Origin of the sequence: Halomonas sp. GT, from assembly GCF_002082565.1 — a bacterium.
Classification (GTDB): domain Bacteria; phylum Pseudomonadota; class Gammaproteobacteria; order Pseudomonadales; family Halomonadaceae; genus Vreelandella.
The window spans coordinates 1,739,283-1,752,217 of record NZ_CP020562.1 but is presented as its reverse complement, the minus strand read 5'-3'; the positions used below and the strand labels follow the sequence as shown (position 1 = coordinate 1,752,217).

9 protein-coding genes are annotated in these 12,935 nt (G+C 51.1%); 7 read left to right on the top strand and 2 right to left on the bottom strand.

Annotation, left to right across the window (positions count from 1 at the left end; genetic code table 11):
- The first annotated feature begins 92 nt into the window (after positions 1-92).
- The 4 genes from queC to B6A39_RS08155 are packed head-to-tail and all read left to right on the top strand — an operon-like array spanning position 93 to position 2,561.
- Entirely contained in the window at positions 93-803 is a 711-nt protein-coding gene (gene queC, locus B6A39_RS08170) for a 7-cyano-7-deazaguanine synthase QueC (RefSeq protein ID WP_083003708.1), read from the top strand.
- Positions 803-1,447, top strand: a complete 645-nt coding sequence (queE, locus tag B6A39_RS08165) for a 7-carboxy-7-deazaguanine synthase (RefSeq protein WP_083003704.1) — start codon at positions 803-805, stop codon at positions 1,445-1,447. Before queC ends, queE begins: the two co-directional genes overlap by 1 nt.
- Positions 1,447-2,280: a 6-pyruvoyl trahydropterin synthase family protein gene (locus B6A39_RS08160; RefSeq protein WP_083003700.1), complete on the top strand. Its 834-nt coding sequence runs from the start codon at positions 1,447-1,449 to the stop codon at positions 2,278-2,280. The genes queE and B6A39_RS08160 overlap by 1 nt, the downstream gene beginning before the upstream one ends.
- Positions 2,277-2,561 carry a YkgJ family cysteine cluster protein gene (locus B6A39_RS08155; protein ID WP_083003697.1) on the top strand — a complete coding sequence of 95 codons (285 nt, stop codon included), beginning with the start codon at positions 2,277-2,279 and terminating at the stop codon, positions 2,559-2,561. Before B6A39_RS08160 ends, B6A39_RS08155 begins: the two co-directional genes overlap by 4 nt.
- A gap of 6 nt (positions 2,562-2,567) precedes the next feature.
- On the opposite strand, the gene B6A39_RS08150 is transcribed toward B6A39_RS08155, so the two are convergent.
- Both B6A39_RS08150 and B6A39_RS08145 read right to left on the bottom strand, forming a co-directional pair.
- On the bottom strand, positions 2,568-6,473 hold the full coding sequence (locus B6A39_RS08150; protein ID WP_083003693.1) for an AAA family ATPase: 3,906 nt from the start codon (positions 6,471-6,473) through the stop codon (positions 2,568-2,570).
- 30 nt (positions 6,474-6,503) lie between these two features.
- Complete coding sequence (locus B6A39_RS08145) at positions 6,504-7,160, bottom strand: tRNA-(ms[2]io[6]A)-hydroxylase (protein WP_083003690.1); 657 nt, start codon at positions 7,158-7,160, stop codon at positions 6,504-6,506.
- Between the two features lie 521 nt (positions 7,161-7,681).
- Between B6A39_RS08145 and acnB the strand changes: the two genes are divergently transcribed.
- The 3 genes from acnB (at position 7,682) to B6A39_RS08130 (ending at position 12,924) form a co-directional block, all read left to right on the top strand.
- Positions 7,682-10,285, top strand: coding sequence for a bifunctional aconitate hydratase 2/2-methylisocitrate dehydratase (gene acnB, locus B6A39_RS08140; protein WP_083003687.1), 2,604 nt, complete (start codon positions 7,682-7,684; stop codon positions 10,283-10,285).
- A gap of 190 nt (positions 10,286-10,475) precedes the next feature.
- Entirely contained in the window at positions 10,476-10,970 is a 495-nt protein-coding gene (gene rraA / locus B6A39_RS08135; RefSeq protein WP_083003684.1) for a ribonuclease E activity regulator RraA, read from the top strand.
- Positions 10,971-11,037: 67 nt separating this feature from the next.
- Positions 11,038-12,924: a glycerophosphodiester phosphodiesterase family protein gene (locus B6A39_RS08130; protein WP_083003681.1), complete on the top strand. Its 1,887-nt coding sequence runs from the start codon at positions 11,038-11,040 to the stop codon at positions 12,922-12,924.
- The last annotated feature ends 11 nt before the right edge of the window (positions 12,925-12,935 follow it).

Sequence of the window (12,935 nt, the reverse complement as noted above, 5' to 3'; positions counted from 1 at the left end):
GTAAACTGCCGCCCTTCCGGACCGGACCCCGGAATCTCATTTAGCGCGATGCTAAAGCACTCAATAAATTCTCCGGCCAATGAGTAATTATTATGTCGTTACCCCCTACCTCTGGCGCAGACGCCTTATCTACCGTTGTGGTTTATTCTGGTGGCATGGACTCCTACACCGTTCTTCACCGCGCAATTCAAGAAGGGCTCGACGTTCATGCGCTCTCATTTGATTATGGCCAACGCCACTCCAAAGAACTGGACATAGCGAAAGCAGTTTGTAAGCAGCACAACATTCCCCATCAGATCGTTGATATACGCGCTATTCACGGTTTAATAGATAACTCAGCGCTGACCAATCCAGACGTATCAATGCCCGAAGGCAACTATGCTGCTGAAAACCTCCACACCACCGTTGTCCCTAACCGCAACATGATTCTGCTTTCTTTAGCCATTGCTAAAGCAGTTAATATCGGTGCGGCGCGTGTCGATTATGGCGCCCATGGCGGTGACCATATTCTCTACCCTGACTGCCGCCCTGAATTTGTTCACGCAATGAACCATGTTGCTGGCATCGCCAATTTTGAACCGGTAACGCTACATGCACCTTATTTAACTTCGAGCAAAGCCGATATCTTGCTCGATGGCCTAGCAATGGGTCTGGATTACCGTGATACCTGGACCTGCTATGAAGGACGCGCGATGGCTTGCGGCAAATGCGGCAGCTGCCTTGAACGTCTGGCGGCGTTCGCAGCCAACAATACTCTAGACCCACTAGCATATGAATCTACCCCTACACAGGTTACCGGCTGATGTATCACGTCAAAGAAGCCTTTTATACCTTGCAGGGCGAAGGTGCTCAGGCAGGCCGTGCCAGCGTATTTTGCCGCTTTAGCGGCTGCAATCTATGGTCTGGGCGTGAGATCGATCGCGCCAGCGCAAAATGCTCCTTTTGCGACACCGATTTTATCGGCACGGATGGCATTAACGGTGGACGCTTTAACACACCACGTGAACTCGCTGAACACATTAAAGCCCTTTGGCCAGTTCATGCTGGAAGAGCTACACCTTACGTAGTCTTCACGGGTGGCGAGCCATTGCTCCAACTTGATTCCCCGCTGATTGCACTACTGCACAGCGATGGATTTGAAGTGGCAGTTGAAACAAATGGAACGGTCATGCCACCGCCAGGAATTGACTGGCTATGTGTTAGCCCTAAGGGCACAAACCCATTGGTGGTCACCCGCGGTGATGAGTTAAAGCTGGTTTTCCCACAATCTTTAGCGCCACCCACTCAATTCGCCAATTTGGACTTCAACCACTTTTTTTTGCAGCCAATGGACCACGGCACAACGCAGAAGAATCACGAAACTGTTCAGGCAACCACCGCCTATTGCATGGCTAATCCCCAGTGGCGGCTATCGCTTCAAACGCACAAAATTGCAGGATTTGAGTAATGGCGTTATTTGTAAATCGTCTCAGCCATATTGATGTTTCACTGTGGTGCCCTACAAAAGGGTTGGTAGGCTGTAGCTGGCAAGTAGATGCTCACCTGGAGGGGGAGCTAGGCGAAGATGGCATGCTTTTTGACTTCGGAGAAGTAAAGCCCTGGATTAAACGCACGCTCGATAGCGGCTTAGACCATACCTTGTTAATACCTATCAACGCGCCCGGCATTGAGGTTACTGACTGCGCTGAAGGCATCTGCATTAGAACCACGACTCCCTACGAAATGGAAGTTCGCGGCCCAGCCCAAGCATTTACCTTGCTCCCCTGGGATACCATCACTCTTGACCGTGTCACCAACCACTTGAGTTTACAGCTAACGGAGCAACGACCAACCAACGTCCACAACGTCACTTTAACGCTCAGTGACGAGCCTATAGACGGCGCTGCTTATGGTTATAGTCATGGCTTGAAGCGGCATCTCGGCAACTGCCAACGGATTGCACATGGCCACCGCTCGCGCCTGTTTATCTGGCAGCAGCAGGCACGTCAGCCTACGCTTGAACAGCACTGGGCAGCATGGCTGGATAATCGATATTTGCTTGAAAAAGCGGACATTGAAAGCCAGATTGATGAAAAGCTGACTTGCCGTTATCAGTCTGCACAAGGCACGTTTTCGATCACGCTGCCTCAAGAACGCTGCTGCGTACTGCCTAAGCCAACAACCGTCGAGAACATTGCTTTGTGGCTTGCTAAAAGTGTTGCAGAACACAGCGGCCATAAAACACTGGTTCAAGCCTTCGAAGGAATTGATAAAGGGGCAACGGCAGAAGCCTCGCCATGAGTAGCCACGTATTTGCAACGGACACCGCCGCCTGCCGAGCAGGCTGCGGTGCTTGCTGTATTGCACCGTCTATTACCTCTTCTATACCCGGCATGCCAAATGGCAAACCGGCAGGCGTTCGATGCGTACAGTTAAGTGATGACAATTTATGCAGGTTATTTGGTGATCCTAATCGTCCTGATGTGTGTGAGCAGTTCGACTATGATGCGGATGTGTGTGGCGGGCACCGAGAGGAGGCGCTCGCCACACTTCACTGGCTGGAATCAGTGACGTATTCGTAGCCACAATCATGTTTCGTTTTCAACACTCACTGCGTGGGGGAGTCGCCTATCAAGTAGGCTCACCCAACGAACCAGTACTGGCGCATCGCTATGGCTCACCTCACTCAATAAGCGCCTAAATGCTTCTTTGGCCTGCAGGTCATTTGGTGCAATGCGCGTCAACCAAAGCTCAAGTGCCGCAAGCTCCTGATGGCGATTGCCATGCTCTCGAGCCTGATCAATGGCCATTTCAGCCAGTGCTTTCACTTCATTAGCAGGGTGCCCAAGCAAATCGCGCACCTTAGCTAACTGCGTTGCCAGCTCAGGCAAAAAGAGTGTTGTGCGCTCTTTAGCAATGACTAGGCACTGATCCAGATAATCTTCAGCCGCTTTTAGCTCTCCGAGCTCAATACACGCATCTGAGTACCATAAAACTGGACGCTGATAACGATCGCGCCCATTCAGCTCTGCCATCTGGTCTAAACTATCCCGCACCTGTGCTAGCCCCCCCTGGTCGCCCTCGAGAGCTCGTTGCCAGCCAAGAATACCCTGAGCAGAAATCTGCCACAGCTGCAAATCGGGCGTACCCGTCATGGCAGCAGCACGCTCAGCGTGTCGTGCTGCTAAATGCACATGCCCAAGCTGCCGATAAAGGGCGGCGGAAAACATCAACGCCATGGCAAGCGTACCTGGATGGCCAATTTTTTCAGCCAATCGGATAGCGGAGGATATATGCCGCTCTGCGCGTTGATAATCACCACGCAAGCAGAGCGCCCAGCCTTGGAAAGAGGCAGCGGTTACTTGTGGGTGATCAGAGAATGGCAGCCATTCAATCATCATTTGCGCATTGAGCGGGTCAATTTCGTCCAGGTGATCATGCGCTTGCTGAATACGTCCAGCCCAGTATTCGCAATGCGCCCGGGCATAGTCAGCGAGCCGTTGGTAGCGCGGATCGTCTAAACGCCCAGCAATGTCTGCAAGCGTCGAGGCCAGCGCAAATGCATCGGCGTGGGCATAGCGCTGGCTTCGGCCGACCCATAAGCCCCACTTAACCAAAAATATTTGCTCAAGATCTTCGGGATCTTCCGTGGCGGCGCCACCCGACTGGCGAAGCAACTCTCTCGCACGCACGAAGCTTTCATGCGCAGTGGGCGATCCATGCCCCTCTAAGGCGAAGGCCGCTTGGCCACGCACGGTCAGCAGGCTTACTTCACGCTCAACTTCATGATCCACATGACGCAGACTGGCAAGTCCGAAGTCTGCCATGCGCAGTGCCGTTCGGTTAGCACTCACCTTGAGGGCTTCCCGTGCGGCCAGCTCAAAGTAACGAGCGCCCCTGGCGTAATGGCCACTGCGGCGTAAGTGGGTTGCAAAATCACCTGGGTGGCGGCTAATCCATACAGGGAAGCGTTCTTCAATCAGTGTGACTACCTGCTGATGAAGCTTAACGCGCACGTCCCTAGGACATGAAAGGTAGGCCGCTTCTTGCAGCAACTGGTGACTAAACTGATGCTCCGGCTCCCCTCCTTCTTTATCCACTGGTTCTATAATTTCTAGTTGACGCATGTGCTCAATCGCTTGGGACAGCCGCGGTTTTTCCCAACCACTGCACTCTTGCAGAAAATCAAGACGGAAACGTTTGCCTAATACCGCTGCTACGTGGGCAATTTCTCGATCACCTTCCAACTGATCAATACGACTAGCCAGCAGCCCTAATAGCCCTTTTGGAAGCTCATCAAACTGCACACTGCGACCTTCGCGGCGATCCATATCTAAACGCCGACAAATCTCTTGCATGTACAACGGCACCCCGTCGCAACGCTCAATAATTTGGTTGCGCAGCCGTGGGCTTAAATGAATGCGATAACGGCGGGATAACTGAGAAAGCAAACGAGAGGACTGCAGAGCGTCCAGCTTTCCAAGAGTAATTTGCTGATCCCAGTGCAGCTTAACTGGCAGTGACTCTCGACCATGATGGCTGGCTACCAGCATGAAGGCCGTATTGATTGGCAACCGAGCTTGTAGCCCTCCTAATACCTTGAATGAAGGTTCATCTAGCCATTGCAGATCGTCGATCATCAGCACTAATGTCCGTGAACTGGCTTGATGATCGATTAAGCGATGTAGAAGCTTTACGACTAGCTCAATGGCCTCACCATTCTGAGTTAACTGGGCCACTTCTTGAACGTCACGAACCCCTAACGCCTCTTCAAGCAGCTGCTGTCGCTCATCATCCAGAGGCTCCATACAAAGCGTTTCTTGTAACTGACGAACAGCCTCACAGGTTGGCGTTGCTTCAAAATACCAAGCGAGCAAAGTGCGTGCGACACCGTAGGGCTCTAGCACCGATAGCCGCGTCGTTGGCTGCCAACAGATGGCAGCATCACGGCTCAATTCTAACTGACGAAAACCCACCATCAGAGCAGATTTACCCATCCCCGATGCACCACGAACCAGCACGCTTTGGCGCAAACCAATGCCGGCCCTCGCCAGCGCGTCTCTTAGCGTGCGCAGTGATGTTTCTCGACCCACTAAACTAGGTGGCAACGCATCTCTACCACCTTCATTCACCCCCAGCACTAATGCTCTTAAACGGACGCGGCCATCGCTAGCAACCAAACGAGATACCAACCGCGGCTGCAAATCAAGTGCAGGCGGCATGTGCTGGCTGGCTTCTTGGGAGATCACCAGCTCGCTGCCCTCTGCAGCGCTCATTAACTCCAATGATACTTGAGTCACTTGGCCAAGCGGGTCAGCTAGCTGACGCTCAGGAAGATACACCACCCTCCCGCTATTAAGGCCTGCGGCGAGTTCAAATTTTGGAGGGTCACCGTCACCGATCCAGTGACGCTGAGACTCTAAAGGCAACGCCAGACGGCAATGTTCATAAAGCGCAACCAGTTCTGCCAACTGGTGAGCTGGACCATGAGTCCCAAAGCAGGCCAAGCCCAGCCCCCCCGTTGCGCCAGGCAGCCAGAATCCTCCTAAGTGATGACACTGCTGCTCCAACCAACGCAGTAGCTCTAATTGAAGCGCCAAACAGTTTCGGGTAGCCGCACGGTCTTGCCAGTCGCCTTGTAACTTAAGCCGAATAGCCATGACAGATAACTGGCGCAGCTCAATTTCATCTTCACGAAGAGGTTTACTATCTGCCGCCAGTACGCGAGAAAAAGCGCCTTGCGGGCTCATTACGCGCGGATCATGATGGCCATCTGACCAATAATTTGCTAACTGAAGAAAGCTCGGTTCAGGCTGCTGACCAGAAAGCGCTAACAACTGTAAATAGCTGTTGTACTGCTCATGAGCAGCCGCCATCTGATTTTGCTCGGCTAGCTGACGTACCAGGCGCTCATGAAATGGTCCGTAGCCAGAAAAGCGACTGACTAACCCTTCCAATAGCGTGTCAGGTACATCTGAGTGGGCATCTAGCACCTGCTCAGCAAAACGAATAACACGTTGACGCCACTCATTTCGCACCTGAACTAACCATCGCTGAAATTCGCTGCAATTGGCAAGCTGAAGCTCTTCTATTAAATCCCCTTGATAGCACGACATCACCTCTTCGAGGTTCGCTAAATCTCGAGGCCCTTCTAACAATTGCTGTAATTCGTGCAAATCAACTCGCCAGTGGGCTGGCAATTGGAAAGCGATGGTCTGGCGGGATACGTTCAACACTTGCTCGGCATTGTCACCCATCGACTGACGTAGACAATGAAGCGCATGACGTAGGTTGGTTCTGCCCGACGACAGCCCCTGGTCTGGCCAAAGTAATTCTGCAAGGGAAGCTCGGTTAACGGGCTGTCGGTGCAGCAGCAAATAAACCAGCAGCGCTTTTACCTTGTCATAACTGAAGTGCGTCAGCACATCTTCTCCCTGTGACAAAGAGAAATGGCCGAACAGGGTCAGTTGGTCTGTCTCACGAGCATCGCGCATGATACATATCCTACCTAGACTAGCAGTGGCTCAAGCCGGCACACCGCTATGAAAACGAAAAGCCGTATCTGGCGAAGTAATCAACTCCGCTTCACGCGCCACAAAAAAGGCGATTCTGTCGTCTATTGATGCAGCTGTCTGCTGTCTTGCTAACAGCAAATAGTCTTCAAAGTGACGACCTTCTGACTTCACTAACGTGCGATAGAACTTGGCAAGCTCTTCATCTAAATAAGGTATTAATCGCGCAAAGCGTTCGCAGCTGCGTGCTTCAATGAGCGCACCAATAATTAACACATCAATTAAGCGTTCAGGGTCATTGCTACGCAAATGCTTACGCAAGCCTTCGGCATAACGTGACGCAGTAAGATGCATATACGTCACGCCCCGTTTTTCCATTAAGCCGACTACCTGCTCAAAGTGCAGCAGCTCTTCTCGCGCCAATTGCGACATCTTGCTCAACAGTAACGGCTGATCAACATAACGGTAGAGCAGGCTCATTGCCGTTGAAGCGGCTTTTTTTTCACACTGAGCGTGGTCAATAAGAAGTGTCTCAGGGTGTTCAAGTGCCCACTGCAACCAAGCATCAGGCGTTGGGCAAGCAAGAAACTGATGAAGACATTCCGGGAGTAGATCATCCGCTTGGAGCGCATGACCTACGGGTTGTAACGCATTTAATTGTATCGACATAACACCATTACCAAGCGCTTATCTCACTATTGTACAACATATAAACGCCATTGGCGTCTGTTCCCTGCCATTACGATCGCCATTGAATAAGCTGTAACAGCACTTTTTATATAGCACATTACTAATATAAAATTGCGCTTATATTGAAGCTCCACACTTCGATACTCGCGATTTTACTGTCGTAATGATCATGATACGACGAAATGGTCAAACAGTATGGTAACGCGGCATCACAATAATCACACGTGCCCTCACCCACAATTACGCCTGTTCGGTAAAAAACTTCCACCCACTGGATTAATTAAGAAAAAAATTTGTTGTTAAGAAACTTTGCGCCATCTCCTCAACATAAAGTACAAGGCCCTCAAGAGCTTGCTGTCTTAACATTGTCGACAGTTTCCCGTAGAATCCATTTCATCCACCAGACGCTGTTTGTCAAGCGTATGTCACGTGTCCGGGCACATACTCAATACCGTGTGGGTATGCGCTCGTCACCATTAAGAAGATGAGAGGGCCCCAACGTGCTTGAAGCTTACCGCCAACATGTCGAGGAACGCGCTGCAGAGGGCGTACCGCCCAAGCCCCTGAACGCAGAACAAGTTGCTGCCTTAATTGAGCTACTTAAAAATCCGCCGGCAGGTGAAGAAGAGTTCATTCTTGATCTAATTACTAATCGAGTTCCCCCAGGTGTCGATGAAGCTGCCTATGTAAAGGCAGGCTTCTTGACCGCGCTTGCTAAAGGTGAAGCAACCTCTCCGCTGATCGATAAGATCCATGCCGTTAAACTTCTTGGCACCATGCAGGGCGGGTACAACATCGTCTCCATGGTCGAACTATTAGACAATGAAGAGCTTGCTCGTGAAGCTGGTGAACAGCTCAAGCATACCCTTCTCATGTTTGATGCGTTCCATGACGTTGAAGAGCGTGCCAAAAAAGGGAATGCAGTCGCCAAAGACGTTATTCAGTCCTGGGCTGATGCAGAGTGGTTCCTCTCCAAGCCTGCGCTGGAAGAGAAGATCACATTAACGGTCTTCAAGGTTCCCGGTGAAACCAATACCGACGATCTATCACCAGCACCTGATGCATGGTCGCGCCCAGACATCCCGCTGCATGCCAACGCTATGCTCAAAAACGAGCGCGAGGGTATTGAGCCTGAAGTTCAAGGAACAACCGGCCCGCTGAAACAAATTGAAAGCGTCAAAGCGAAAGGCTTCCCCGTTGCCTATGTAGGTGATGTTGTAGGCACCGGCTCTTCTCGCAAATCTGCCACTAACTCTGTTCTTTGGTACTTTGGCGACGACATTCCTTACGTGCCTAACAAGCGCGCTGGCGGCTTCTGTTTCGGTGCAAAAATCGCGCCCATCTTCTTCAATACAATGGAAGACTCTGGTGCACTTCCGGTAGAAATGGATGTTTCCAAACTGGAAATGGGCGATATCATTGATGTCTATCCTTATGAAGGTAAAGTGTGCAAGCACGGCACCGACGAGGTACTGACAACATTTGAGCTCAAAACCCAGCTTATCCTTGACGAAGTGCGCGCTGGTGGACGCATACCGTTGATCATCGGTCGTGGCCTTACAGGTAAAGCGCGTGAATCACTGGGTCTTGAGCCCTCTGATGTTTTCCGCCTCCCAGACCAACCGATAGATACTGGCAAGGGATTCACTCTTGCTCAGAAAATGGTGGGTAAAGCATGTGGCATGGATGGCGTGCGCCCCGGCATGTATTGCGAGCCGAAGATGACCACCGTTGGCTCTCAGGACACGACTGGGCCGATGACCCGCGATGAGTTGAAAGACTTAGCATGTCTTGGCTTCCAGGCCGACTTGGTCATGCAATCATTCTGTCACACAGCAGCCTATCCAAAGCCTGTCGATGTGGATACGCATCACACACTGCCTGATTTCATCATGAACCGTGGCGGCGTCTCTCTTCGCCCTGGTGACGGCATTATCCACAGCTGGCTGAACCGGATGCTGCTGCCCGACACCGTCGGCACCGGTGGTGACTCTCACACTCGTTTCCCGTTGGGCATTTCGTTCCCGGCAGGTTCTGGTTTAGTAGCGTTTGCTGCCGCGACTGGCGTCATGCCTTTGGACATGCCGGAATCCGTGCTGGTTCGCTTTAAGGGTGAGCGCCAGCCGGGTGTTACACTGCGCGATCTGGTTCACGCCATTCCGCTTTATGCCATCAAGAAAGGCCTGCTTACCGTTGAGAAATCCGGCAAGAAGAACGCTTTCTCTGGTCGCGTATTGGAAATTGAAGGCCTTGAAGACCTAACCGTCGAACAAGCTTTCGAACTTTCTGACGCCTCAGCAGAGCGCAGTGCAGCAGGCTGTACAATCACTCTGTCCGAAGAAAGCGTTACTGAGTACCTTAAATCGAACATCACACTGTTAAAGTGGATGATTGCGAATGGCTACGGTGACGAACGCACTATCAGCCGTCGTATCGAAGGTATGGAAGCATGGCTTGAGAACCCAAGCCTGATGCGTGCTGACAAAGATGCAGATTATGCTGAAGTCATCGAAATTGATTTGAGCGAAATAAAAGAGCCCGTTCTTTGTGCGCCCAATGATCCAGATGATGCTCGTCTGCTATCAGATGTTGCTGGCGAAAAAATTGATGAAGTATTTATCGGCTCTTGTATGACCAACATTGGTCATTTCCGGGCAGCGGGTAAACTACTTGAAAAACAGCCTGCGGGCAGCTTGAAAACGCGCCTTTGGCTAGCGCCGCCGACCAAAATGGATCAGCACCAGCTTACCGAAGAAGGCTACTACGGCATTTATGGCCGTGCTGGCGCCCGTATGGAAATGCCGGGATGTTCACTGTGTATGGGTAACCAGGCACGCGTTGCAGCGAAAAGCACCGTTGTGTCTACGTCTACACGTAATTTCCCGAACCGCTTAGGTGATGGTGCAAATGTATACCTCGCCTCAGCGGAGCTCGCAGCCGTAGCTGCTGTGGAAGGTCGCCTTCCAACCGTAGAAGAATACCAGCGTTACATGAGTGAATTTGACGCACTCGCTGGAGAAATATATCGTTACATGAACTTCCACGAAATCGAGGAGTATCAAAAAATCGCCTCGAACGTGATTCCGGTTGCTCAAGAAGCTTAATGCTCTTGCAGTACCGAACCTATCGCCGATGCTCGCAACATCGCAAGAAGGATGACAATGTCACCTTTTTGAGCCGATGACCGAACGCCCCAACCTACTTGTAGGTTGGGGCGTTTTTTTATGGCCGTCTGACTTTCATCAATTGGTCTTCATGGGCTAATTTTAAGACAATGCTTCATAGGAGTGTGTAATGACATATGCTACCCCTGTTGTCACACCAGATTTATGTGATGCGTACCCTGACGTGACAGTACTAGAACCGATGTTTGCCAACTATGGTGGCATCGACAGTTTTTATGGCCCTATCCGCACCGTTAAGTGTTTTGAAGACAACTCAATGGTTAAGCAAGCCGTTGCCGAACCTGGTGATGGTGCAGTGCTGGTTGTGGATGCTGGCGGGTCACACCGCTGTGCCATGCTTGGTGATATGCTCGCCGAACAAGCTGCTAAAAATGGATGGGCAGGTGTGGTGATGTACGGCTGTGTGCGAGACGTGGATATTCTTGTCACACTACCACTTGGCGTTCAAGCATTAGGTAATCACCCACGCAAAAGCGAAAAGCGCGGCGAAGGACTCCGTGATATCCCAGTTACATTTGCAGGCGTCACGCTACATCCGGGACAATGGCTTTACGCAGATAACAACGGCATTATTATCGCCGAAAAACCGCTTGAGCTTTCCTGAGACAAGGGCTTGCCAGGTGTGGCGCGCAGTGCCACCCTGGTAATTCAACTCTGACAAAATTGTGACCATGCAGCCGCTAAACCAATTGGGCTACACCCTACTTCGAACTCTTCGCGACCATCTTCGTCCTCTCATTGCCTATCACTTGCTCTTTACGCTGTTAGCCTCTGCTCTTTTAGTGCCAATGATTGCATGGGTCTCAAGGGCGTTACTAGCGCAGCTCAATCGAGCAGTGGTAACCAATGATGCACTGATTGCACTGCTTTTTAGTCCACTGGGGTTAATTGCAATGCTCGTGGGCCTTGGTTTTGCATTCTTACTGATTTATTGGCAACAAGCGGGCATGCTGCTGGTGGCCGTCAGACCTAAAGATAACCACTATCGACTCGCCTTTGAAGCGCTTTGGTTGAGTACCCGTCGCTTACCAGCACTCGCATGCCTGGTAATTCTTCAGGTGGGCTCCCACTTGCTACTCCTAGCCCCTTTTATGATGGGCTTAACGTGGCTTTATGATGTGTGGTTAAGCGGTATAGATCCTTACTATTTACAACAAGCTCGTCCAGCCTCGCTTTGGTATTTTATTGCTTGCTCACTGCCATTACTGATTATCTGGCTTGGGCTTGCCGCATGGCTATATCTGCGTTGGTTACTAGCGCTACCGTTAGTAGCGTTGGACAACTGCTCTCCTTTACAAGCGCTTAAGCGTAGCGTGCGCTTAACACGCGGCTGGCATCGTTCAATTGGTGTGGCGGTTTTGTCACTGCTGATCGTTATTATCAGCCTACCGATTATCTCTACATGGCTATTTGATAGTGTCGTGACGCCTCTGTTATGGGGGCTACCCGAACATAATGCTGTGCTGATTCCAGCAATGTTGGCTTATTTAACCAGTTACGTACTCGTTACGTTAACCATTACATTCTTAGGCATTGCCACTAATGCCCTCCTGTCAGCGTGCCTTTACTTACAACTGGCTTTTCGAGAGACTCGCCCTTCACCTCGATCAGAAAACGCCCATCCAGGCCGCCTTGCGTGGGCGATTGAGCTAAGCGTACTGCTATTGGCGGGGCTACAAGCTTGGTGGATTCTCAATAGCTTTGAAATACGCGATAACGTAGCGGTCATCGCACACCGTGGCAGTTCAATGGTAGCACCTGAGAATACCTTATCCGCAATAAGACAAGCGCTTGAAGACGGTGCCGATGCCATAGAGTTGGATGTTCGCCTGAGCGCTGATAACCAAGTGCTTCTTTATCATGACCGTAGCTTGGCCCGACTAACAGGCGATCGGCGAGAATTTGACTCACTCACTCGAGCAGAGTTGAGCCAAGTTGATGTTGGCAGCTGGTTTGGCGATGCTTTTCAAAACGAGAGAATTGCCGGTTTGGATGATGCTTTGGCGCTCGTGAGAGGACGCGCAGGCTTAATGATTGACATGAAGCCCTCTCCGGGCGACGAAGAGAAACTCGCTCGCGCTGTATTAGCAACGCTTGAGGCAGAAAGCGACACTCGTTACCGCTGCTGGGCAACCCAGGATAACGCACTCAATGCAAACGCAAATTGCGGGTTTCCGAATGTATTTTTGGAAATGCGTATGGCGACCATGTCACCAAGTATGGTTACCTTTTTAAAGCAGCAAGCACCAGAATTACGCGTTACCTTACTCGCCCAGCTAATCTTAGCTGGCACATTGGATCGACGCCAATTTGATGCTTTAGGCCTTCGCCATAATCGCATCACACCACATGAAGTTCGATTGGCTGCGCTTTATAACTACGAAATACATGCCTGGACAGTTAATGACCGAACGCGCATGTCGACTCTGATAGACCTTGGTGTTGATGCGATAATCACCGACTATCCAGATCGTTTGAGCGAGCTAATAGAAGACCGCCGTGCGCTGAGCGACGGCGGTCTAATGCTAGTAAAGTTACGCAACTGGCTACGCCAATAGCAAAGCCCTCT

What these genes read in the sequence shown, in the direction of transcription:
- queC (WP_083003708.1), top strand. Translation starts at nt 93, where the DNA reads ATGTCGTTACCCCCTACCTCTGGCGCAGACGCCTTATCTACCGTTGTG.
- queE (WP_083003704.1), top strand. Translation starts at nt 803, where the DNA reads ATGTATCACGTCAAAGAAGCCTTTTATACCTTGCAGGGCGAAGGTGCT.
- B6A39_RS08160 (WP_083003700.1), top strand. Translation starts at nt 1,447, where the DNA reads ATGGCGTTATTTGTAAATCGTCTCAGCCATATTGATGTTTCACTGTGG.
- B6A39_RS08155 (WP_083003697.1), top strand. Translation starts at nt 2,277, where the DNA reads ATGAGTAGCCACGTATTTGCAACGGACACCGCCGCCTGCCGAGCAGGC.
- B6A39_RS08150 (WP_083003693.1), bottom strand. Translation starts at nt 6,473, where the DNA reads ATGCGCGATGCTCGTGAGACAGACCAACTGACCCTGTTCGGCCATTTC.
- B6A39_RS08145 (WP_083003690.1), bottom strand. Translation starts at nt 7,160, where the DNA reads ATGTCGATACAATTAAATGCGTTACAACCCGTAGGTCATGCGCTCCAA.
- rraA (WP_083003684.1), top strand. Translation starts at nt 10,476, where the DNA reads ATGACATATGCTACCCCTGTTGTCACACCAGATTTATGTGATGCGTAC.
- B6A39_RS08130 (WP_083003681.1), top strand. Translation starts at nt 11,038, where the DNA reads ATGCAGCCGCTAAACCAATTGGGCTACACCCTACTTCGAACTCTTCGC.